This is a genomic window from Plantactinospora soyae (genome assembly GCF_014874095.1).
GTDB lineage: Bacteria > Actinomycetota > Actinomycetes > Mycobacteriales > Micromonosporaceae > Plantactinospora > Plantactinospora soyae.
On the sequence record NZ_JADBEB010000001.1, the window covers coordinates 9633643 to 9656232 of the forward strand.

At 72.1% G+C, this 22590-nt stretch carries 22 protein-coding genes and 1 riboswitch; of the genes, 6 read left to right on the forward strand and 16 right to left on the reverse strand.

Annotated features, from left to right (window positions below; genetic code table 11):
- Positions 1-3 precede the first annotated feature (3 nt).
- The 3 genes from H4W31_RS43605 to H4W31_RS42020 all read right to left on the reverse strand — a co-directional run bounded on the left by H4W31_RS43605 (position 4) and on the right by H4W31_RS42020 (position 2055).
- On the reverse strand, positions 4-189 hold the full coding sequence (locus H4W31_RS43605) for a hypothetical protein (protein ID WP_225945953.1): 186 nt from the start codon (positions 187-189) through the stop codon (positions 4-6).
- Between the two features lie 347 nt (positions 190-536).
- A complete protein-coding gene (locus tag H4W31_RS42015) occupies positions 537-1049 on the reverse strand; it encodes a DUF6328 family protein (protein WP_192771677.1) in 513 nt (170 codons plus the stop codon).
- A 256-nt stretch (positions 1050-1305) separates the two neighbouring features.
- Positions 1306-2055, reverse strand: a complete 750-nt coding sequence (locus H4W31_RS42020; RefSeq protein WP_192771678.1) for a sugar isomerase domain-containing protein — start codon at positions 2053-2055, stop codon at positions 1306-1308.
- 119 nt (positions 2056-2174) lie between these two features.
- Positions 2175-2280: riboswitch (TPP riboswitch) on the forward strand.
- A gap of 75 nt (positions 2281-2355) precedes the next feature.
- Between H4W31_RS42020 and H4W31_RS42025 the strand changes: the two genes are divergently transcribed.
- Genes H4W31_RS42025 through H4W31_RS42035 form a run of 3 tightly spaced genes read left to right on the forward strand, consistent with a single transcriptional unit; the run spans position 2356 to position 5242 of the window.
- Positions 2356-2946 carry an ECF transporter S component gene (locus tag H4W31_RS42025; RefSeq protein WP_192771679.1) on the forward strand — a complete coding sequence of 197 codons (591 nt, stop codon included), beginning with the start codon at positions 2356-2358 and terminating at the stop codon, positions 2944-2946.
- 44 nt (positions 2947-2990) lie between these two features.
- Complete coding sequence (locus tag H4W31_RS42030; RefSeq protein WP_192771680.1) at positions 2991-4445, forward strand: ABC transporter ATP-binding protein; 1455 nt, start codon at positions 2991-2993, stop codon at positions 4443-4445.
- Positions 4442-5242 carry an energy-coupling factor transporter transmembrane component T family protein gene (locus H4W31_RS42035; protein WP_192771681.1) on the forward strand — a complete coding sequence of 267 codons (801 nt, stop codon included), beginning with the start codon at positions 4442-4444 and terminating at the stop codon, positions 5240-5242. The genes H4W31_RS42030 and H4W31_RS42035 overlap by 4 nt, the downstream gene beginning before the upstream one ends.
- An 81-nt stretch (positions 5243-5323) precedes the next feature.
- Here the strand turns inward: H4W31_RS42035 and H4W31_RS42040 are convergent, their stop codons facing one another.
- The 5 genes from H4W31_RS42040 to recO all read right to left on the reverse strand — a co-directional run bounded on the left by H4W31_RS42040 (position 5324) and on the right by recO (position 10061).
- Entirely contained in the window at positions 5324-7240 is a 1917-nt protein-coding gene (locus H4W31_RS42040) for a serine/threonine protein kinase (protein ID WP_192771682.1), read from the reverse strand.
- Between the two features lie 61 nt (positions 7241-7301).
- Entirely contained in the window at positions 7302-7634 is a 333-nt protein-coding gene (locus H4W31_RS42045; protein ID WP_192771683.1) for a hypothetical protein, read from the reverse strand.
- Between the two features lie 130 nt (positions 7635-7764).
- Positions 7765-8031, reverse strand: coding sequence for a hypothetical protein (locus H4W31_RS42050; RefSeq protein ID WP_192771684.1), 267 nt, complete (start codon positions 8029-8031; stop codon positions 7765-7767).
- A 369-nt stretch (positions 8032-8400) separates the two neighbouring features.
- Positions 8401-9213, reverse strand: coding sequence for an isoprenyl transferase (locus tag H4W31_RS42055; protein WP_192771685.1), 813 nt, complete (start codon positions 9211-9213; stop codon positions 8401-8403).
- Positions 9214-9221: 8 nt separating this feature from the next.
- Positions 9222-10061: a DNA repair protein RecO gene (gene recO, locus H4W31_RS42060; RefSeq protein ID WP_192771686.1), complete on the reverse strand. Its 840-nt coding sequence runs from the start codon at positions 10059-10061 to the stop codon at positions 9222-9224.
- Between the two features lie 165 nt (positions 10062-10226).
- Between recO and H4W31_RS42065 the strand changes: the two genes are divergently transcribed.
- The gene (locus H4W31_RS42065; RefSeq protein WP_225945954.1) at positions 10227-11021 is read left to right on the forward strand and encodes a DUF4097 family beta strand repeat-containing protein; all 795 of its coding nucleotides are present in this window, start codon (positions 10227-10229) and stop codon (positions 11019-11021) included.
- Here the strand turns inward: H4W31_RS42065 and H4W31_RS42070 are convergent.
- The 8 genes from H4W31_RS42070 to H4W31_RS42105 all read right to left on the reverse strand — a co-directional run bounded on the left by H4W31_RS42070 (position 11002) and on the right by H4W31_RS42105 (position 18771).
- Positions 11002-12240, reverse strand: coding sequence for an acyltransferase family protein (locus tag H4W31_RS42070; protein ID WP_192771687.1), 1239 nt, complete (start codon positions 12238-12240; stop codon positions 11002-11004). The two genes, H4W31_RS42065 and H4W31_RS42070, sit on opposite strands and share 20 nt — an antisense overlap.
- A 281-nt stretch (positions 12241-12521) precedes the next feature.
- The gene (gene era / locus H4W31_RS42075; protein WP_192771688.1) at positions 12522-13412 is read right to left on the reverse strand and encodes a GTPase Era; all 891 of its coding nucleotides are present in this window, start codon (positions 13410-13412) and stop codon (positions 12522-12524) included.
- Between the two features lie 2 nt (positions 13413-13414).
- The gene (locus H4W31_RS42080) at positions 13415-13810 is read right to left on the reverse strand and encodes a cytidine deaminase (protein ID WP_192771689.1); all 396 of its coding nucleotides are present in this window, start codon (positions 13808-13810) and stop codon (positions 13415-13417) included.
- Positions 13803-15233 (reverse strand): hemolysin family protein, encoded by a 1431-nt coding sequence (locus H4W31_RS42085; RefSeq protein WP_192771690.1) that lies wholly within the window; start codon positions 15231-15233, stop codon positions 13803-13805. The genes H4W31_RS42080 and H4W31_RS42085 overlap by 8 nt, the downstream gene beginning before the upstream one ends.
- Positions 15233-15700: an rRNA maturation RNase YbeY gene (gene ybeY / locus H4W31_RS42090; RefSeq protein WP_192771691.1), complete on the reverse strand. Its 468-nt coding sequence runs from the start codon at positions 15698-15700 to the stop codon at positions 15233-15235. Before ybeY ends, H4W31_RS42085 begins: the two co-directional genes overlap by 1 nt.
- A gap of 18 nt (positions 15701-15718) precedes the next feature.
- Entirely contained in the window at positions 15719-16783 is a 1065-nt protein-coding gene (locus H4W31_RS42095) for a PhoH family protein (protein WP_192771692.1), read from the reverse strand.
- 180 nt (positions 16784-16963) lie between these two features.
- A complete protein-coding gene (locus H4W31_RS42100; RefSeq protein ID WP_225947816.1) occupies positions 16964-18322 on the reverse strand; it encodes a serine hydrolase domain-containing protein in 1359 nt (452 codons plus the stop codon).
- 98 nt (positions 18323-18420) lie between these two features.
- A complete protein-coding gene (locus H4W31_RS42105; RefSeq protein WP_192771694.1) occupies positions 18421-18771 on the reverse strand; it encodes a histidine triad nucleotide-binding protein in 351 nt (116 codons plus the stop codon).
- Between the two features lie 351 nt (positions 18772-19122).
- On the opposite strand from H4W31_RS42105, the gene H4W31_RS42110 reads away from it, so the two are divergent.
- Both H4W31_RS42110 and H4W31_RS42115 read left to right on the forward strand, forming a co-directional pair.
- Positions 19123-19884, forward strand: a complete 762-nt coding sequence (locus H4W31_RS42110) for an SDR family NAD(P)-dependent oxidoreductase (protein ID WP_192771695.1) — start codon at positions 19123-19125, stop codon at positions 19882-19884.
- A gap of 92 nt (positions 19885-19976) precedes the next feature.
- The gene (locus H4W31_RS42115; protein WP_192771696.1) at positions 19977-22547 is read left to right on the forward strand and encodes a beta-glucosidase family protein; all 2571 of its coding nucleotides are present in this window, start codon (positions 19977-19979) and stop codon (positions 22545-22547) included.
- Positions 22548-22590 lie beyond the last annotated feature (43 nt).

A 22590-nucleotide genomic window follows, 5' to 3' on the forward strand; every position in this document is an offset into this window, starting at 1 on the left:
CGTTCATGCCGCCCTGCTCCCGCCTGTTCGACGGGAGCCGTACAGTTCCAGGCCACGAAGTTCGACGATCCGGTGTCCGTCCCGGTCCCGCTCGTCGATCCGTACGTCCGCCTGCGCACCGCCGGCAAGCCGGATCAGACCCGTGGTCCGGGCCTGGGTCCGCGCCGACCATTCCCGCTCAGACTGCATCCGCGTCCGGTGTCGGATGTAGCCGCGCAGCAAACCTCCGAGCCCTAATCCCCCGATCAGGCCCACCACGGCCGCTGCCACCGAACTCCCGGTCGACAGCCCCCCCAGCAAATCTGCCATCCTCGCCTCTCGCCATCCGTAGTTACCGTGCCGCGTATAACTCTCCGTCAAGGCCGTCGGCGTAGGGGGCGACCCGCTGGGGCGAAGATGGCAATGATCAAAAAAGCGTTGCCTAGCTGGGAGACTTCCGCTGATCAGACAACGTAGACAGGCCGATCATAGGAGTATGGCTACTGTCCAGTATGGATTGCACAGAGTAACTTCCGGCTCAGTTGAGCGTGGTCAGTTCAGGAGCGCGGCAGGTAATCGCGGTCCGGAAGCTCGTCCTCGTCGTCATCGTCCTCGCCCTCGGTCCAGTTGCGGCGCATGAACGGCAGGGCGGCCCAGAACGTCAGGAACCACAGGCCCGTCAGCCCACTGAGTACGAACGCCACCGGGCGGGGCAGGATGAAGTCCGTAATCAGCAACACCGAACTGACCATCGCGATCAGCATGAACGCCAGGCCACCGGTGGCCATGCTGTGCGCGTACCGGACCAACTCGGGCTTGCGCCCCTGCCGGAACAGTGCCCGGTGGAACGCGACCGGCGAGATGATCAGTGCGGTGGCCGCGGCGGCGGCGAGCAGCGCGACGACGTAGGTGTCCTTCTGGAACTCCGTGGCCCTCGGGAAGCCGTTGCTGAACGGCAGCGTGAGCAGGAACGCGAAGAGGATCTGCACCCCGGTCTGCGCCACCCGCAACTCCTGCAACAGGTCGGCGAAATTCCGCTGCCAACGCTGCTTTTCGGTCTCCACGGCCACCCGGGCACCTCCCGCCACTGATCGGGCCGATCCCGATCAAGTTCGGAGCAGTTTGCCCCGCGCGGCCGAAAGTGAAACGCGAGTCGGATTCGTCGCGTGCTCCCATCATGCGGTCTGCTCCGGATGGCCCACCCGCGCGTCCCCGGTCCGGCCGTCCCGCGGCATCCCCCGCCCGCGCGTCCCCGGGCCGAGCGTCCCCGGCATCCCCCGTCGGCGCGTCCCCGGTCCGGGCGTCCAGTGTCCGCGCCTTCGCGGGTCAGGCGCCCCGGCGGATCCGACCCGAGTAACGGGCCTCCAGGGCGTTGTTGTGCCCGTCGCTGTCCGGGATGTTCGCCGAGAGGTAGACCGGCGGCGTCTCTCCCGCCTCGACCAGCCGGCGGACCACCTCCACCACGATCTGCTGGGCGAGCAGCGCGGCGGTGATCGACGACACCGCACCGACCGCGCCGCCACCGGGCAGCGGCAGCGTCGCGTCGCCGTACGGAGCGCCGTTGTCGAGCACCACGTCGGCCAGGTCACCGAGCTTGCGGCCGGACGGATGCCGGGACGGCACCCCGTCGGAATGCTCCCGGGAGGTGATCGCGATCAGCCCGTGCCCGCGCTCCTTCACCAGTGCCGCGAACTCGACGATGGTGCCGTTCACGCCCGAGTTCGAGGCGATCACGAAGACGTCCCGGGGGTCGATCGGGGAGAGCTCGTAGAGCCGGTGCGCCACCGTCGGATCCCGCTCCAGGGTGGGACCGAGGATCTCGATCGACTCACCACCGCGCAGTACCAGGTCCCGTAGCGCGATCCGGTTCGTCGGCACCAGGCCGCCGGCCCGACCGGCGATCTCCATGGCCAACGCCTCCGAGTGGCCGGTGCCGAACGCCTGCACCACGCCCCCGCCCCGGAGGGCAGTCGTGATCAGGTCGGCCGCCCGGCGTACGCCGTCCCGCTGGCCGGCCGCCACCCGCCCGATCGTCTCGGTCACCACGTCGAGATAGCCCTGTGCGCTCAGTGTCACGAATCCTCCGATTTACTGGGCCGCCCAGCCTAACCGGGGCAGGGTGTCGACCACCACATCTGGCCGCCCCACCGCTATCGGCAGGGTCCGATCCGGTGCTAGCGTCTGCGAAACAACTGCACATCCGACAGGGGAGCGCACAGCGCTGAGAGTGCGGGTCACACCCGCAGACCCTCGAACCTGATCTGGGTAATGCCAGCGCAGGGAGTTCGGTCGAGTCTCCAGCCGCGCCGTAGTCCGGACAATCCGGACTGCGGCGTGCGTCCTGCCTGGTTCGCTGCGCGACTGGGAGGCAAGATCATGAAGCAATCCAGCGACACCCGATGGCGCACGGTCGACATCGTCGTCGCGTCGGTCATCGCCGTCGCGTTCGGCGTCATCTTCTGGGCCTGGAACATGGTCTGGAGCGCCACCGAGGGCGCCTTCACCTTCTTCCCGCCGGCCCAGGCGGTCATCTACGGCGTCTGGCTGCTGCCCGGCGTACTCGGTGGGTTGGTGATCCGCAAGCCCGGCGCCGCGCTGTACTGCGAGTTCGTCGCGGCCTTCGTCTCGGTGCTGCTCGGCAGCCAGTGGGGCATGGTCGCCATCCTCCAGGGACTCGCCCAGGGTGTCGGCGCGGAGGCGGCCTTCCTCGCCGTCCGCTACCGCTCCTTCCGGCTGCCGGTGGCGATCGGATCCGGGGCCCTCGCCGGGCTCGCCGCCGCCCTCTTCGACCAGTGGCGCTACTACTCCGAGCTCGACTTCGACTCGTTCCGGCTTCCGGTCTTCCTGCTCACGGTGGTCAGCGCGGCCGTCGTGGCCGGGGCCGGCAGTTGGGGGCTGACCCGGGCGCTGGCCCAGACCGGCGTACTGGACCGGTTCCCCGCCGGTCGCGAACGTACCGCCGTCTAGCCGGCGGCGGAACAGGGCGAGGAGTCGGACGAGACGGTGCTGCGATGAGCGCGGTCGAACTGCGCGGATTCGGGTGGCGGCATGCCGGGCGGCGGGCCTGGGCGGTCCGCGACGTCGACCTGCGCGTCGAGCACGGCGAACGGGTACTGCTGCTCGGCGCCTCCGGAGCCGGCAAGAGCACCCTGTTGGCCGCGCTCGGCGGGCTGCTCGCCGAGGACTCCGGCGAGCAGGAGGGCACCGTCGAGATCGACGGGCTGGACCCCCGCAAGGCCCGGGAACGGGTCGGCATCGTCTTCCAGGACCCGGAGACCCAGCTGGTGATGGCCCGGGCCGGCGACGACGTGGCGTTCGGGCTGGAGAACAGGGGCGTACCGGCGGCGGAGATCTGGCCCCGGGTCGAGTTGGCGCTGCGCCGGGTCGGCTTCCCCTACGGACTCGACCGATCGACGGCGGCGCTCTCCGGCGGTGAGCAGCAACGGCTCGCCCTGGCCGGCGTACTCGCGCTCCGGCCCGGCCTGCTGCTACTCGACGAGCCGACCGCCAACCTGGATCCGGCCGGCGCGTCGCTGGTCCGCGATGCGGTGGACGCCGCGATGGACGACGACACCACGCTGATCCTGGTCGAACACCGGGTGTCGGAGGCCCTGCCGCTGGTCGACCGGGTGGTGGTACTGGAGCCCGGTGGCGGGGTGCGGGCCGACGGGCACCCGGAGGCGGTCTTCGCGGCGCACGGGCCGGCGCTGGCCGCCGCCGGGGTCTGGGTACCGGGCCCGCCGCCGGCATCCCGGCGGGCGGTCGCCCCGGCCGGCGACGTGCTGCTCACCGCCGAGCGGCTCGGCCTGGCACCCCGGCTGGCCCCGACCGACCTTCGGGTACGCGCCGGCGAGGCGCTCGCCGTACTCGGACCCAACGGCACCGGCAAGTCCACCCTGGCACTGCTGCTCGGCGGCCTGCTCCGCCCCGGGGCCGGCCGACTGTCGGCCACCGAGGCACTGGCCGGGCGGTACGCCCGCACGGCTCCGCACCGGTGGCGGGCACCCGTACTGGCCGGCCGGATCGGGTCGGTCTTCCAGGATCCGGAGCACCAGTTCGTCAGCAACACCGTCTTCGACGAACTGGCGCTCGGGCCACGCCGGACCGGTCAGCCCGAGGCGACGGTGAAGTCCACGGTGGACGGACTGTTGGACCGGCTTCGGCTGGACCAGTTGGCCGGCGCCAACCCGTACACCCTGTCGGGTGGGCAGGCGCGGCGGCTGAGCGTGGCGACGGCGCTGGCCACCGCACCCCGGCTGGTGATCCTGGACGAGCCCACCTTCGGTCAGGACCGGCGTACCTGGATCGAGCTGGTCGACCTGCTCGCCGGGCTGCGCGACGCCGGACACGGCATCGTCACCGTCACCCACGACATCGACTTCGTATCGGCGCTGGCCGACCGGACCGTGTCGCTCGACGACCGGTCGGCGGCGCACGACGACGTACCGGCGGGGTGGGCCGGATGATCCCCTACCAGCCGATCGCGAACTCTGCCGCCCCGCTGGCCCGGCGCAACCCGGTGGCCAAGCTCGCCGCCGCGCTGGTCGTCTCGATCGCGCTGATCGTCACGGTGGATCCGGTCGCCCCGGCGGTGGCGATCGGGCTCGAACTGGCCGTGGTACCCCTGTTCGGAGTCCGGTACGCGGCGCTGGCCCGCCGGGCCTGGCCACTGCTGCTCAGCGCCCTCGGCATCCTGTGCACCCTGGTGCTCTTCGCCGCCGAACGCACCGGACCGACGCTGTTGCAGGCCGGCCCGCTCCTGGTCACCACCGGCGTACTGGTCACCGCGCTGGGGATGGCGCTCCGGGTGATCGCGGTGGCGCTGCCCGGCGTACTGGTCTTCGCGACCACCGACCCCACCGACCTGACCGACGCGCTGATCCAGAACGTCAAGGCGCCGCCCCGGTTCGCGATCGGCGCGCTGGCCGCCTTCCGCCTGGTCCCGCTGCTCGCGCTGGAGTGGCAGATGTTGAGCATGGCCCGGCGGGCCCGGGGCATCGACGCCGGCCGCAACCCGCTGGCCCGGCTCCGGCTGTTCGGCTCGACCGCGTTCGCGCTGCTGGTCGGCGCGATCCGCCGGGGTACCCGACTGGCCACCGCGATGGACGCCCGGGGCTTCGACTCGGGCTCGCCGCGTACCTCGGCGCGCCGGCAGCGGTTCACCCGGGCCGACGCCGCCCTGATCGCCGGGGCGGTGGTGCTGGCCGCCGGGGCGCTCGCGGTCAGCGTCGCCCTCGGCGCGTTCCGCCCGGTAGTCGGCTGACCGGGCCCCGATTCCCCGCCGACCGCCATCGGCTCCGGCTCGGCGGATCGACGGGCCGCCGGCCACTCGACGCCCGACGCGTCAGGCCGGCTCTTCGATGGTGATGTTCCGGAAGGTGACCTGGTACAACACCTTTCCAGAGTCGTCGGGCCGGTCGGGGAAGACCCCCAGGACCACCCGTCCGGCAACCGGCTGGGCGTCGCGTGCCTGGCCGATCCGCTGCCCGTCCCGGTAGAAGCTGAGCTGTTCACCGTGCGCGACGATGCCGACCCGGACCGGGGTACGGGCAGTCAACCCACGCCCCGGCTCGAACCGGAAGCTGCCGGCCGGAGTCGTCGCGTCGACCCCATGTGCCACCAGGTAGTAGCCGTCCGGACAGATCCGCAGGGCGTGACCGCCGGCCCGATCGGTGAACCGGAACCAGATCGCTGCGCAGGTGTCCGGTTCGGTCAGCGTGACCTCGACCTCCACCCGGACGTCGGGCCAGATGTCCTGCGGCCCCGGACACCGGTACGGGCCCGCGCTGCGCTTCGTCACCACCAGGCCGTCGTCGAATCCGCAGCTGACCTCATGGTCGTCGTCGGTCCTCGGCCGCCACAGCGACGCGGCGGTGAGCGGGTCGGTCACGACGGCCTTGCCGGCCCACGGCGTCCCGTCTGGCTGACCGGTCGACGCCGGTGTCCCTCCGGTCGATGTCGAGGTCGCCGGTGGAGTCCCGCCAGCACCGGCCGGCAGGCTCGGTGAACCATTCGGCTGCGCGTTCCCCGACGCCTCGAACGGCAGCACCCCGCTGGCGTAACCGGCCCAGAGACCGCCGCTGGCCAGGAGGATGACGGCCAGCACGACGGCGGACACCCGGCTGGGCCGGCGCCGCGCGGCACGCTGTCCCGGCTGGGCCGGGGATCCCGCCGACGGGCCCGAAGCCGCCGGGGCGGTGGTACGGACCGGCGACGCCGCACCGGCCGCCACCGGAACACCGGCACCTACGCCGGGACTGCCCCACCGGGTGGTGGCGTCCGGGTCGTTCTCCGGCACCGGGTCGGTGCCCAGCGCCGTCTCGGCCAATGGTCGCTGATCGGTGACGGCCTGTGCCTGCTCGGCCGCCGCCAGCAGATCGGGTTGGCCGGCGAGCGCGGAGGCCACCGCACCCGATCGACCCGGCCCGCCGCCCAGCAACCGGTCCAGCAGCTCCCGCGAGGTCGGCCGCTGACCCGGGTCCTTGGCCAGCGCCTGCTCGACCAGTTCCCGCAACGGGCCGGCCAGTACGCCGAGGTCAGGTTCCTGGGTGAGGATCCGTACGGCGGTCGCCGCCGGTGTCTCGGCGGCGAACGGGGTCCGTCCGGTGCCGGCGTAGGCCACCACCGCACCCCAGGCGAAGACGTCCGCGGCCGGGGTGAGTACGCCCTTGGTCGCCGACTCGAACCGCTCCGGTGCCATGTAGGCGACGGTCCCGATCACCTGATCGGTCCGGGTGCCGGCGCCGGTGCCGGCCACAGCCCGGGCAATGCCGAAGTCGATCACCTTCGGGCTGCCGGGCGGCAACAGCACGTTGCTCGGCTTGAGATCGCGGTGGATCACCCCGGCACCGTGGATCGCGGTCAACGCGGTCGCCATCCCGACCGCCAGCCCGTGCAGGTTTCCCGAGGTGAGCGGGCCCCGCTCCGCCACGACGCTGGACAGGCTTGGGCCGTCGACGTACTCGGCGATCAGGTAGGGCGGATCGTGGTCGGGGTCGGCGTCGAGGACTTCCGCCGTGCAGAACGGCGGTACCTGTCGGGCACGCTTGACCTCGCCCCGGAAACGTCGGCGGAACTCGGGGTCGTGCGCCAGGTCGGGGCGGATCACCTTGACCGCGACCATCCGGCCGGTGGTGGCCAGGCGTGCCAGGTAGACGGTGCCCATGCCGCCCTCGCCCAACCGTCCGATCAGCTCACACGGGCCGAGTTGCCGCGGATCACTGGACCGGAGCGGCTGCGCCCCCGCGACGTCGCCCGTCATTCCGATTCGCCCCCACTGCCCCGCAGTCCAGCTACCCCGTCATCGAAAAGCGGGGTAAGTATCACACTGGACCTGCCCCGCCGACACCCTGGGGAGCGGCCACCTCCGGCGCGACCAGCTGTCGGACCCACTCGCGCGGCTCGTCCCGGACATCGGTGCGCGGTGTTCGGACGAGCAGGTGAGCCGAGCCGTCCGTGGCGACCACGAGCGGCTCCGGATCCCCGGTCGCCCCGAACCGGGTGGCCGCCGGGTCGGTCTCCGGGAGCTGACTGTGCACCGGGCCGGCGCCGACCGGTACCGCTCCGATCCGGGCCCGTACCCCGGATTCCGCCAGTTCCCGTACCGCCGCGACGATCCGGCGTTCCGGCCGGGACCGCAGATCCGCGCGATACACGCGCCCGCCACCGGAGCGTCCCAAGAGGACTTGGCGTGCGGCTCCGGCGGAGGCGGCGGGTAGCCACCCCCACCGGAGCTGAATATCTGCTCGGGTATCCGGGCGGGCCGAGGTCGGCGGGGATCGAGACTCAGCTACGCCGGAAGGCGTACTGGCGGGACGCGGAGGCGCCGCGACCCCGACCCACCCCGCTGAACTGGCCGGCACCCCGGCGTACGGGACCGGCCTTCGGCGCGGACGGCTGGTGGTCCGCCCCGCCGTCGTCGCCGGGCAGCACGACCGGCGCGGCCAACTCGACCGCCTCGACATCCTGGCGTTCTACCCGGACCGGAACACCGGCTCCGCTGGACTTGGCGGCGGACCTGTCGGTGCTGCGGGACTTTCGCTTGGCAGGCATACGGTGTCTCCTCCTGGTGGGGGCGCCCTGCTTTCGCAGCGGCAGTGGCGCGCTGGGAAAAGGGATCACCGGGAGTCCGGTCACCAGAGGTGTCGCCGAGAAGGCGGGAAGGTACGGACGCCCGGAGCGCTCACACCCACCCCGCACGGCGGCGGGCGGGTCGGCGCGAATGAAGGGGAATCAGTACCGCATGCCGTCCACCATAGCCCCACCCACCGACCGGGCGCATCCGATTTATCGCGGACCGGTCGGCGAGCGGGGAGCGGGGACCGTCAGCCGTGAGCCGTGGAGCCGTGGAGCCGTGAGCCGTGAGCCGTGAGCCGTGAGCCGTGAGCCGTGAGCCGTCAGCGGATCATCGGCTGCCGCCGGTCAGTGCTTCGACGGCTCCGGCGCGACCGGGTTGGGCAGGGCTCCGCCGAATCGCCGGTCGCGCTGGGCGTACAGCTCGCAGGCGTACCAGAGGTGCCGGCGGTCGAAGTCCGGCCAGAGGGTGTCCAGATAGATCAGCTCGGCGTACGCGCTCTGCCAGAGCAGGAAGTTGGAGATGCGCTGCTCCCCCGACGGCCGGAGGAACATGTCGACCGCCGGCACCTCCGGGTGGTACAGGTAACGCGAAATCATCTTCTCGTTGACCTTGTCCGGATTCACCTTGCCGGCGGCGACGTCCCGGGCGATCGCGGCGGCGGCGTCGGCGATCTCGGCCTGGCCGCCGTAGTTGACGCAGAACTGAAGGGTCAACGTCGAGTTGCCCCGGGACATCTCCTCGGCCGTCTGCAACTCGGAGATCACGCTCTTCCAGAGCCGGCCGGTACGACCGGACCAGACGACCCGGACCCCGAGGTCCACCAACTGGTTCCGACGCCGCCGGATGACGTCCCGGTTGAAGCCCATCAGGAAGCGCACCTCGTCCGGCGAACGCCGCCAGTTCTCGGTCGAGAAGGCGTACGCCGACAGGTACGGGATGCCGAGTTCGATGGCTCCCTCGATGGTGTCGAACAGGGAGTATTCGCCCTGCTCATGCCCCTTGGTCCGGGGGAGTCCCCGCTCCTTGGCCCACCGGCCGTTGCCGTCCATCACCACGGCCACGTGCCGGGGCAACGCCTCGGCGGGCAACGCGGGGGGCCGGGCCCCGGACGGGTGCGGCGTCGGCGGCGTCGGCGGCCGGCGATCTCCCCTGGTCATCGATCGGATCACTGCGCTTCCTTCGCTACGTCCGTCGCGCCCGGCTGCGGGACGTGTCGTGCCCGCTCCGCACGCTCGCCGACCGAACCCCTGTCGACCAGCGGCAACGAGCGTAACCCCCGCTCCAGATGCCATTGCAGGTGCGCCGCCACCAGCCCACTGCACTCCCGGCGGTGCGGCGGGTCGGCGCCGTCCGCGACCCGCCAGTCGCCGGAGACGAGCGCGGCCATCAGGTCGAGGGTGGCCGGGGCCGGATGGGCCGCGCCGGGTGGCCGGCAGTCCGGGCAGACACACCCCCCGGCCGGTACGGAGAACGCGCCGTGCCGCCCCGGCGTCCCGCAGACGGCACAGGCGACCAGTGCGGGCGCCCAGCCGGCCAGCGTCATCCCACGCAGCAGGTACGCGTCCAGCACCAGCGTGCTGGCGTGCTCCCCGTCCGCGAGTGCCCGCAGTCCGCCCAGGGTGAGTTGGAACAGCCGCAGCGACGGCTCGCGCTCCACCGGAGTGAGCCGTTCCGCCGTCTCCGCGATCGCGCTGGCGGCGGTGTAGCGGGGATAGTCGGTGACCAGCCCCTTGCCGTACAACTGGATCGCCTCGACCTGGCTGACGGTGTGCAGGGAGCTGCCATGCTCACCCTTCGGGTCACCGGCGAGTTGGAGGTCGACGTGGCCGAACGGCTCCAGTCGGGCCCCGAACCGCGACATGGTCCGGCGTACCCCCCGGGCGACCGCCCGGAGCCGGCCGTGCCGCCGGGTGAGCAGGGTGATGATCCGGTCGGACTCGCCGAGCTTCTGCACACGCAGCACCACCGCGTCGTCGCGGTAGAGCTGTCGGCGGTACCCGGGCATCTGCCCATTGTTGCCTGCTGGCCGACCGGCGCGGCCGGCGCGGTCGGCCCGGTCCGCGCGGTCGACCCCGAGTTCCGACCCTGAGCCGGCCTCAGGGTCGGTTCGGGGGTCAGTCGGTGGGGCGCCCGGATACCTGGCCGGTCCGCACCGGCATAGCCTTTCGGCATGCTGCTTTCCCGGACCGTCACCCACTCCGCCATGGCGGGTGCGGCCGCCCTGATCGCCCTGATCTCCCTCTCCGCCTGCAACGGCCTGGCGGAGCAGAGACTCACCTTCGACCGCACCGAAGACGTCAAGGTCACCGAGATCGAGATCGCCCCTGGCTCCGGCGACGTGGAGGTACGGACCGGAGCGGTGACGAACGTCCGGATCAAGCGGGTGGTGCAGTACCGTGGCGACGAGCCGACCGGGGCCACCTATCGGATCGACGGCACGAAGCTGCATCTGGACACCGACTGCGGTCGGAACTGCGGGGTGTCGTACGAGGTCCTCGCCCCCGAGGGGGTGGCGGTACGCGGCACGCACGGCTCCGGCGACGTCTCGCTGACCGCGGTGTCGGAGGTCGACCTCGAGGTGGGCTCCGGCGAGATCAACGTGACCGACGCGAGTGGCAAGGTACGGGCCCAGACCGGCTCCGGCGACATCAGCCTCAGCCGGGTACGGGGAGAGGTTTCCGCGCGGGCCGACTCCGGCTCGATCGAGGGCCGCGACCTGGGCCCCGCAAAGGTGCAGGCGGAAACGGGATCCGGCAACATCACGCTGAGCCTCACCGCCGTGGCATCGATCCAGGCCCACGCGTCGAGCGGATCCGTCGAGCTGATCGTGCCCACCGGCGACTACCAGGTACGGGCGACCGCCGAGTCGGGTTCGACCAACCTCGCGGTGCCGAACGTCGCCACCGCGACCGCCACGCTCGACGCGCGGACCGGCAGCGGCGACATCAGCATCCAGCGGAGCTGACGCTGCCGGTCGCCTTCGACGACACCCTCCCGCTCCCCCGCTGACGCGGGACGGGTGGCGCGGCGCCCGACGCCGAGATCGGCGTACGTTGTGCCACGAAACGGATCTGCGGGGCGGGTGCGGTGCCGACCGGCCGGGCCGGTGCCCGCACTCCCGCCGCCGTGGCATCGACCGGAACGGTTCGGGGCGGGACGACCGCGGGCGTCGTACCCTGGACCGGCACGGCCCCGCCGGGAAGCAGGCAGGGTCGTCGCCGGGCCGCCAGGTCCTCGACCCAGCCGAACGCCATGACCGCGATCGTCACCAGCACTGCGACGCCGGCCAACCGGGCCAGCAGGCCGGCCGTACTGGAGTGCCGCAGGCCGACTCCGGACAGCAGCGGGTCGAGGGCGATCACGAAGGGCATGTGCCAGAGGTAGACGGTCAGGGCCCGGCTGTTCAGTACGGTCACCGCGCGGCCGACCGGCGCGCGCCGGTCGACCCAGGCGGCGGCCGCGGGCGCCAGCCCGAACACCAGGAGCACGAAGGCGGCGGACCAGAGGGCGTTGCCGATCCGGATGTCGTTGAGGTCGTAACCGCGTGGCCCCGGATGGGTGAAGATCCAGGCGGCTCCGGCGGCGCCCACCGCGACGACGAGCGACACCAGCAGCCGCCGGGACAGCCGCCGCAGCATCCCGTCGTGATGGGCGAACCCGAGCAGCCAGGCCCCGAAGTAGAGCCCGAAGTCCCGGAGCACCGCCGGTGCGCCCGGGTAGCCGAGTTCGACGACAAAAAGCAGCAGGTACGGCGCCAGCAGGGTGGGCAGGGGCCAGCGACGGAACAGCCGGCGGGCCAGCGGCGAGACGAGCACGAACCACAGGTAGTCGCGCAGATACCAGATCACGCTCAGCGCCAGCGCGCCCCAGGCGTTGACCGGTGGATCGGCCAGCGGCACCACCCAGAACAGCAGCCGCCAGGACACCGGCAGCCCGGTGAGCAGCATCGCCGGTACGAAGAGTGCCGCCACCAGCCACAGCGACGGCAGCAGGCGGCGCAGTCGGCGCCCGATCGCCGCCGTGCCCCAGCGGTCGCAGGAGGCGGCCATCAACGACCCGGCGAGCGCGAACATCACCGACATGGCGGGGAACGCCAGGGTCAGAAAGGCCCAGCCGGTGACGTGATAGACGACGACTCGGACGATCGCAAGGAATCGGAGCAGATCAAAGTACCGGTTTCGCATCAGCCTGCATCTGTGCCGGAGGGGAGCTTCCGGAAGCCTTCCTACCCCTCACGACCGCCCGCGGAACCGCTCTACGGGATCCTCGCGGGTGAACGTCTCGCAAAATTGCGGCAAATCGCCGTCACTCCGGCGACCACTGAATCGCCGGCACGCGGCTCACCAGGCATTTCACCCCTGGGGTACGCGCCCGGGTACGCCCCCGGCGGCCGGCCGTACGGAACGGTCGGCGGCCGGAGACGCCCGAGGCGGCTGGGCGCCCAGTGGTCGGGCCGGAGGACGGCTCAGAAGCCGAGTTTGCGGAGCTGCTTCGGATCCCGCTGCCAGTCCTTGGCCACCCGCACGTGCAGGTCGAGGTAGACCCGGGTACCGAGGAGTTCCTCGATCTGCTGCCGGGCCCGGGTGCCGACGTCCTTGAGCCGGCTGGCCCTGGCCCCGATCACGATCGCCTTCTGGCTGGAGCGCTCCACGTAGACGTCGGCGTAGATCTTCATCAGCCGGCCCTCGAGATTCATCTCCTCCACGACCACCGCGATGGAGTGCGGCAGCTCGTCCCGGACCCCCTCCAGCGCCGCCTCCCGGATCAGCTCGGCGACCAGGATCTGCTCGGGTTCGTCGGTGACCATGTCGTCGGGATAGAGCTGTGGCGACGCGGGCAGGTACTTCGTCATCACGTCGACCAGGGTCTCCACCTGGTACCCGGAGACCGCGCTGACCGGGACCACCTCGGCGAACTCGCCGAGTTCGGTGGCCGCGAGGAGTTGCTCGGCCAGCCGCTTCTTGTCCACCAGATCGGCCTTGGTCACCACGGCCAGCACCGTCGGCTTCAGCTCGGCCAACTCGCCGGTGATGAACCGGTCGCCCCGCCCGATCGGCTCGTCGGCCGGGATGCAGAGCCCGATCACGTCGACCTCGCTCCAGGTCTGCCGGACCAGGTCGTTCAGGCGCTCGCCGAGCAGCGTACGCGGGCGGTGCAGGCCCGGCGTGTCCACCAGGACAAGCTGCGACTCCGGCCGGTGCAGCACCGCGCGGATCACGTGCCGGGTCGTCTGCGGCTTACTGGAGGTGATGGCGATCTTCTGGCCGACGATGGCGTTGGTCAGCGTCGACTTGCCGGCGTTGGGACGCCCGACGAAGCAGGCGAAGCCCGCCCGGTAGCCGGCGACCTGGCTCATCGTCACTCCAGCACCGTGCCGAGCAGGGTGCCGTCCGGGGCGGCGACGTGGATCGGCGCGTCGGCCGCCAGGTCCCGTACGGCGGCGTGGCCGGCCCCGTCGAGCGTCGACGCCTCGGTCACCACCGCGCCGGCCTCCAGCCGGGTGGCCCCGGCGGCGACCGCCGAGGCGACCGCGAGCTGCAACGCGGTGATGGTCAGCGACGGCAGCGAAACGCTGGCGGCGGCGTACGTCCGGCCGTCCTGATCTCGCACCGCCGCTCCCTCGACCGCGCCGATCCGGCCCCGGGCGCCTCGGGCCAGGATCACCAGTTTGGCGTCCTCGGCGGTCAGGTCGACCGTCGCCGACGGAGCATGACGCCCCATCGGTGCGGCCGGTACGGGGGACGACTCAGGCATCGGCGGGTTGCCTCTCCTCAGACCGGGAGTGCTGCTCCCGAGTTGACGGTGTGCCCCGAAGTTCGGGGTCGGTACGGGTCGGGCGGTCCCGGTCGTCCGCCTCGGTGACCCGGCGGACCAGTACGGAGTCGATGTGGTTGCGCCGGCCGGTGGTGCCCTCCGCGATCAGGTGCAGCCCACCGACGTCCGCCGCCGCGCCGGGGATCGGCACCCGGCCCAGCGCCTGGGCGAGCAGCCCGCCGACGGTCTCCACCTCGTCGGCGGGGAGTTCGACGTCGAACAGCTCGCCGAGGGTCTCGACCGGCAGTCGGGCGGTCACCCGGACCTCGCCGTCGTCGAGCCGTTCCACGGGCGGGCGCTCGACGTCGTACTCGTCGGTGATCTCGCCGACGATCTCCTCCAGGATGTCCTCGATGGTGACCAATCCACCGGTGCCGCCGTACTCGTCGACGACGACCACCATGTGGGTACGGGCCGCCTGCATCTCGGAGAGCAGATCGTCGACCGGCTTGGACTCGGGCACGAACGTGGCGCTGCGCATGACGTCGGAGACCGCCCGGTCGTCGGCGGCGTTGGGGTCGCCGCCCTGGGTCTGCCGGATCACGTCCTTGAGGTAGAGCACCCCGAGCACGTCGTCCACGCTCTCCCCGATCACCGGGATCCGGGAGAAGCCGGAACGGAGGAAGAGCAGCAGCGCCTGGGGCAGCTTCTTGTGTGCCTCGATCCAGACCATCTCGGTACGCGGCACCATCACCTCGCGGACGATGGTGTCACCGAGGGCGAAGACCGAGTGGATCATCTGCCGTTCGCCGTGCTCGACCACGCCGCGCTGCTCGGCCAGGTCGACCAGCTCCCGCAGCTCGACCTGGGTGGCGAACGGGCCCTCCCGGAAGCCACGGCCCGGCGTCACCGCGTTGCCGATCAGGATGAGCAGCGAGGCGAGCGGGTTCAGCACCCGGCCGAACCAGCGGACCAGTGGCGCGGTGACCCGGCCGACGGTGTAGGCGTGCTGCCGGCCGATGGTCCGGGGTGCCACCCCGACGACCACGAAGCTGACCACCGTCATCGCGCCCGCGGTGACCAGGGCGGCGGTCCAGCCCGCGCCGAAGGTGTCTACCGCGACCAGGGCGACCAGGACGGTCGCGGTCAGCTCGCAGAGCAGCCGCAGCAACAGCAGCAGGTTGATGTGCCGGACCGCGTCGGTCGCGACGATCTGCAGGGTACGTGCCCCGCGTACGCCGTCCCGGGCCAGTTCACCGGCCTGGGCCGGCGAGACCGCGCCGAGCGCGGCGTCGGCCATCGCGAAGATCCCGGCGAGCACCACCAGCCCGGCGGCGAAGAACAGCAACTGAAGATCGGGTAGGCCGCCGGGCGCACCGGCGGACGCCAGGGACGCGGGCAGCGCCGCTAAGTGACCAGGCATCACTGGGCCCGCGTCGCGCGCCAGCTGTCCAGGAGCCGGGCCTGTAACGCGAACATCTCCCGCTCCTCCTCCGGCTCCGCGTGGTCGTACCCGAGCAGGTGCAGTACGCCGTGCACGGTCAGCAGGTGCAGCTCGTCGTCGGACGAGTGCCCGGCGGCCGCGGCCTGCTTGGCGGCGACCTCCGGGCAGAGCACGATGTCGCCGAGCAGCGCCGGCTCACCGCCGTTCACCTCGCCCGGCCCGTGGTCGACGCTGCCCTCGTCCATGGGAAAGGCGAGTACGTCGGTGGGGCCGTCCCCACCCATCCAGCGGTGGTTCAGCTCGGTCATGTACTCGACGTCGACGAGGAGCACCGACAGCTCGGCGAGTGAGTTCACACCCATCTCGTCGAGGGCGTGCCGGGCGACGGCGAGCACCGCGTCGGTGTCGACGGTGGTACCCGACTCGTTGGCGATCTCGATGGACAACTGGTTCCCCTGATGCACTTAGCGGCGACGGCCGGCACGGCCGCCGTGGGCGGTACGGCCCGGTACGGCGTGCACGCCCTGGGCCTGCTGGGCCTCGTGCTCGGCGTCCCAACGGGCGTACGCGTCCACGATGTCACTGACCAACCGGTGGCGCACGACGTCGGAGCTGGAGAGCTGGGCGAAGTGCACGTCCTCCACGCCCTCCAGGATGTCGCGTACCACGCGCAGACCGCTGCTCGTTCCGCCGGGCAGGTCGACCTGGGTGATGTCACCGGTCACCACGATCTTGGAGCCGAAGCCCAGCCGGGTGAGGAACATCTTCATCTGCTCGGGCGTGGTGTTCTGCGCCTCGTCGAGGATGATGAACGCGTCGTTGAGGGTGCGGCCCCGCATGTAGGCCAGCGGTGCGACCTCGATCGTCCCGGCGGCCATCAGCTTCGGGATCGAGTCGGGGTCGAGCATGTCGTGCAGCGCGTCGTAGAGCGGGCGCAGGTACGGGTCGATCTTCTCGTGCAGGGTGCCGGGCAGGAAGCCGAGCCGCTCGCCGGCCTCGACCGCCGGCCGGGTCAGGATGATCCGGTTGACCTGCTTGGCCTGGAGCGCCTGCACGGCCTTGGCCATCGCCAGGTACGTCTTGCCGGTACCGGCGGGCCCGATGCCGAAGACGATCGTCTTGCCGTCGATCGCGTCCACGTACCGCTTCTGGCCCAGCGTCTTGGGCCGGATCGTCCGCCCGCGCCGGGAGAGGATGTTGAGCGTCAGCACCTCGGCCGGACGCTCGGTGGTGCCCTGTTCGATCATGCCCAGGGTACGCCGGACAGCGTCGGTGGTCAGCGTCTCGCCCTTCTCGATCAACTCAAGCAGCTCGGTGAAGAGCCGCTCGGCGAACGCGTTGTCCCCGGGGGCACCGGTAAGGGTCACCTCGTTGCCCCGGACATGCACGTCACTGGTGATCGACCGCTCGATCAGTCGCAGGATCTCGTCGCCCGCGCCGAGCAGATTAACCATGATCTTGGGGTCAGGAACCGTGATCCTGGTCTGCACCCGGGACTGCTGCCCCCCGGGGGGTGGGGTACCGGTCATGGGTCGGGCCCGAGGCCCTGTGCCACCTGCTTCCGATCTCGGCGCCGCGCCTGGTGGCGCGACGTGCTGACGTTGCAGTCATCGTATCCGTTCAACGCCGACGGCACGCTGCCCATTTCCGCCCGGCGGTTAGGAAGGGCCCCTTCTTATACAAAAAGCGATAAGAAGGGGCCCTTCCTTTCATCCGAAGGTCTCCTGGGAGCGGGTGAAGCGGTAGGTCGCCCAGTGCATCTTGATCACGTTGCCGTGTTCCTCGTCGCGGGTGAGGCGGAGGAGTTCGCCGGTTTCGCGGCCGGAGATCGTGCGGAGAATGTCGGGGCGGTCCGGGAGGGGTTCGAAGATCGCTGGGGGCTTGCCGGCGGGGTCGGCGGCGCCGCGGGCCTGGAGGGTGCCGTCGCGCCAGGAGAAGACGTATTCGAAGCCCTCGCCCCACCAGCGGCCGAGCAGTCCCCGGTACGCCTCGGGGGCGGGCTCGCCGGGGGTCCAGGGTTCGATGTCGGCGGGGTCGTCCCGGGCCGAGGCGGCGAGCAGTTGGTGCGACAGTTCGTTCACCGCGACCCCGGTGCCGGAGGAGCCGAGCACCGCACAGCCCATCGCGCCGGGCGTACCGGCACCGCCGCGCCGGCCGTAGACGCTGGCCAGGAAGCCGGGCATGGCGCCGTCGTGGCCGACGTGCAGCACCCGCTCACCGGCGACCGACCGGGAACCGCCGGACCGGTCACCCTGGGGCACCAGGATCAGGCCGAGTCCGAAGCCGGCGCCCCAGAGCACCTCGTCGGTGACCGTCAGCGGCCAGCGCATCTCGTCGAGGGTGGCCGGCCGGAGCACCGCGCCGGCCGGGTCCAGTGCCGCCGGGTCGGCCAGGAAGGCCGCCCAGCGCGCCATGTCGGAGGCGGTGCTCCAGAGCTGTGCCGCCGGCCCGAGCGCGCCGAGGTCGGTGTTCGGCTCCGGCCGGGCGTGGTCGGAGTACGGGTCCACCAGGAACCCGGTCGCCGACTCCGGTCCCGGGGCGAGGCTGGTGTCGGCGAGCCCGAGTGGGCCGAGTACCCGGTCGGCGAGCACCTCGGCCCAGGTTCCGCCCCGGATCCGCGCGACGGCCTGGCCGAGCAGCGCCGCACCCAGGTTGGAGTAGTGGAACCGCCGGGCCGGTGGCAGCACCCGCTCGGCCCGGGCCAGGTCGGCGAGGAACTCCTCGAGTCGCGGGGTGTGCAGGGTGTCCCAGATGTCGCCGTACGGCTCGCGCTGCACGCCGGAGGTGTGCGACAGCAGCCGGCGTACGGTCAGTTCGCCGTGCTCGGGCACGTCGAGGTGCGCCCCGATCGGGTCGTCCAGGTCGAGCAGGCCCTCGTCGCGGCACTGCAGCACGAGTACGGCGGTGAAGGTCTTGGTGACCGAACCGATCCGGAACGTCGTCCGCTCGTCCAGCGGTGCCGCGCTGCCGGTGGACCCCACCGTGCAGGTCCACGGCGCACGGTCGGCACGGTGCAGCGCGACGGAGACCGCCGGTATCCGCGACTCCACCTGCGCCTGCCGGACCATCCGCCCGAACTGTCGACCCACCTCGGTCACATCTGCCCCCTCACCAAGATCGCCGATGATATCGCCTGGTCATCGAGGTGGTGGCGGGGCGGGTGGGCTCAGCGGGCGCGCATCGGACCCAGCGGCTCGCCGCCGAGCACGTGGGCGTGCGCGTGGAAGACCTCCTGGCCGCCGAACGAGCCGGTGTTGAAGATCAGCCGGAAGCCGTCGGCGAGCAGCCCCTCGGTCTCGGCCACCACCGCCGCGGTGCCGAGGACGTCGCCGGCCAGCGCGGGATCGGCCTGGGTCAGCGTCGCCACGTCCGCGTAGTGCTCCTTCGGGATCACCAGCACGTGCACCACCGCCTGCGGGCTGATGTCGCGGAAGGCGAGCGTGGTGTCGGTCTCCCGGACCACGGTGGCGGGAATCTGGCCCGCGACGATCCGGCAGAAGAGGCAGTCGATTTCCATCCCCGGAATCGTAGGGTGCGCCGGGCCGGATCGCCGGCCGGCCGGGCCGGGTCCGCCGATCTACGGCCGGCCGGGCCGGGTCCCGCCGATCTACGGCCGGCCGGGTCCCGCCGATCTACGGCCGGCCGGGTCCCGCCGATCTACGGCCGGCCGGGTCCCGCCGATCTACGGCCGGCCGGGTCCCGCCGATCTACGGCCGGCCGGGTCCGCCGATCTACGGCCGGGCCGGGTCCGCCGATCTCCGCTGCGCCGGGTCCCCGACTTCCGCCGGACCGGAGCACCGAGTTCCGGGCGGGTCGGCCGGCGAGGGGTGGGTGCCGGATCTTCGGCGGGCCCCGGCATCATGATCGGATGACTGGACGAGCGGTACTGGTGACGGGGGCGTCCCGAGGGATCGGGCGTGCGGTGGCGATGGCGTTCGCCGAGAGCGGAGACCGGGTCGCGGTGCACCACCGCGACTCAGCGCCGCTGGCCGGGCAGCTCGCCACGGCACTGCCCGGCGAGGGGCACATCGTGGTCCAGGCCGACCTGGCCGACCCGGCCGCCGTACAGGCCATGGTCGACGACGCGGCCGCCCGGCTCGGCGGGCTCGACGTACTGGTGAACAACGCCGGGACGTTCGGTCCGCTGGACGACGCGCACCCGGTCTTCGACACGTCCTACGAGCAGTGGCAGCAGCAGTGGCGCCGGACGATCGACGTCAACCTGTTCGGCGTGGCCAACACGATCTGGTGCGCCGCCCGGCACCTGCGGGACCGGGGCGGGCGGATCGTCAACGTCTCGTCCCGGGGCGCCTTCCGGGGCGAGCCGAGCCAGCCGGCGTACGGCGCCAGCAAGGCCGGACTGAACTCGCTCGGTCAGTCGCTCGCGGTCGCCCTCGCCCCGTACGGCATCGCGGTGGCCACGGTCGCGCCCGGCTTCGTGGAGACCGACATGACCAACGAGCACCTCAAGGCAGCCCGGGGCGACGCGATCCGGGCGCAGAGCCCGTTCAACCGGGTCGCCCGGCCCGAGGAGATCGCCGCCGCCGTGCACTGGTTGGCCTCGCCCGAGGCGGAGTGGGCCTCGGGCACCATCGTCGACCTGAACGGCGCCTCCTACCTGCGTACCTGAACCCGCCAGGCGGTTCGGTTCGGGTCCGACGGATAACGCCGGGCGGCTCCGGCTGGCAGGATGATCGATATCTGGGCCAGCGGAGGTGCGGGATGACGGTCGGTCGGCGGAACGAGACGGTGCTCGACGGGGACGGCAGGGCCGTCGGTCGGGACGAGGCGGTGTACGAACGGGCACTGGCCACACTCGACCTGGAGGCCAAGGTACGGCTGCTCTCCGGCCAGGACTTCTGGACCCTGCCGGCGATCGCGGAGATCGGCCTCGACTCGCTGGTGATGTCGGACGGTCCGATCGGGATACGCGGGGTCCGCTGGACTCCGGACGATCCGTCGATCGCGCTGCCCAGCCCCACCGCGCTCGCCGCCACCTGGGATCCCGGGCTGGCCCGCCGCGCCGGTCGGCTGCTCGGCGCGCAGTGCCGCCGCAAGGGCATCCACCTGCTCCTCGCCCCCACCGTCAACCTGCACCGCAGCCCGCTGGGCGGACGGCACTTCGAGTGCTACTCCGAGGACCCGCTGCTCACCGCCGAGATCGGCGTGGGCTACCTGACCGGCGTCCAGGACCTGGGTGTGGGTGCCACCGTCAAGCACTTCGTGGCCAACGACTCGGAGACCGACCGGTTCACCGTCGACGTACGGGTCTCCGAGCGGGCGCTCCGGGAGATCTACCTCGTTCCGTTCGAGCGGATCGTCGCCGCCGGGGCCTGGGCGGTGATGGCGGCGTACAACGGGGTCAACGGCAGCACCATGACCGAGCACGGCGGGCTGCTGCGGGACCTGCTCAAGGACGAGTGGGGCTTCGACGGGGTCGTCGTCTCCGACTGGACGGCGGCCCGGAGCACCGCGGCGACGGCCAACGGCGGGCTCGACGTGGTGATGCCGGCCGCCGGCGATCCGTGGGGCGCGGCACTGGTCGCCGCCGTCCGCGACGGCACCGTCGACGAGGCGGTCGTCGACGACAAGGTACGGCGGGTACTCCGGCTCGCGGGCCGGTTGGGGCTGCTCGACGGCGTACCCCCGGCGGTGGATCCGTCCGACCGGCCCACCGCCGGAGACGGCGCCGCCGTCGCCCACGAGGTGGCGACCCGCTCGTTCGTGCTGGCCCGCAACGCCGACGACCTGCTGCCGTTGGACGCCGGCCGGCTACGCCGGGTCGCGGTGCTCGGCGCGCTCGCCGACGACGCCCGGATCCAGGGTGGCGGCAGCGCGCTCGTCGCGCCGCCGCACGCGATTTCGCCGCTCGCCGGCCTGTCCGCCGCCCTCCCCGACGTCGAGATCGGGTACGCGGTCGGCGCCGACCCCCGGCTCCGGCTGCCGGCCGCCGGCGGCGTGCAGTGGACGCCGATCACCGCGACCCTGCGGGCCGACGACGGCCGGGTGCTCTACCGGGCGGAGTTGGACCGGGCCACGGTGCGCTGGATGGGCGACCTGCCGGACGGGGTCCGGCCGGCCGAGCTGGCCAGCATCGAAATCTCCGCCCGGTACACCCCGATGGCCGGTGGCACGCACCAACTCGCCATCGACGGCTTCGGGCTGTTCACCCTCGCCCTGGACGGCGTCGAACTCTTCGACGGCCCGCTCTTCGACGAGGCGGAGGAGCCCGACGCGGTATTCCGCTCCCCGGTCGAGCGCCGCTTCGACGTCCCGGTACGCGCCGGCGAGGCGGTCGAGGTACGGCTCACCCGGCGGGTGGTCGACGGCCTTGTCGGGTACGTCTCGTTCACGCTCGGCCATCGCGGCCCGGTTCCGGGCCCGGTCGACGCCGCCGGCCCCGCACCGGAGGTGACCAGGCCAGACGCGACCACGACGGCCTCCGGCCCGGCCACGACGGCACCGGACAGCTCCGGAGCGGCCGAGGCGGCGCTGCTCGACGAGGCGGTCCGGGTGGCGGCCGGCGCCGACGTGGCGGTGGTCGTGGTCGGCACCACCGAGGAGGTGGAGTCGGAGGGGTTCGACCGGACGTCGCTGGCCCTGCCCGGCCGGCAGGACGAGCTGGTGTTCCGGGTCGCGGCGGCCAATCCCCGGACGGTCGTGGTGGTGAACGCCGGCTCCCCGGTACTGATGCCCTGGGCCGACGAGGTCGCGGCGATCCTGCTCACCTGGTTTCCCGGTCAGGAGGCGGGCACGGCGCTCGCCGACGTACTGCTCGGTCGGGCCGAGCCGGGCGGACGGCTGCCCACCACCTGGCCGCGCCGGCCGGAGGACTGCCCGGCGCTGGACACCACTCCGACGGACGGGGTGCTCGACTACTCCGACGGGATCTTCGTCGGCTATCGCGGCTGGCAGGCCGAACCGCTGTTCCCGTTCGGACACGGGCTCGGCTACACCGACTGGGACTACCGGTCGCTGACCGTCGAGACCGGACCGGACGGGCCGGTCGCGGTGGTCACGGTCCGGAACACCGGCGACCGGGTCGGCCGCGAGGTGGTGCAGGTGTACGTCGGCCCGCGCGTCGCCGAGCCGGACCGACCGGTCCGCTGGCTCGCCGGCTTCGCCGCTGTCGAGGCGGCTCCCGGCGAGTCGGTGACCGTCCGGGTGACCCTGCCGGCGCGCACCGCGCAGGTCTGGACGGCGGACGGCTGGCTGACCAGAACCGGGAGCTACCGGGTCGAGGCGGCCCGCAGCCTCGCCGACCTCCGGCTGACCGCCGAACTCGACCTCTGATTCCGGCTCGGGGAGGGCGGTGCGTCGACCGGTGGCCCGAGCC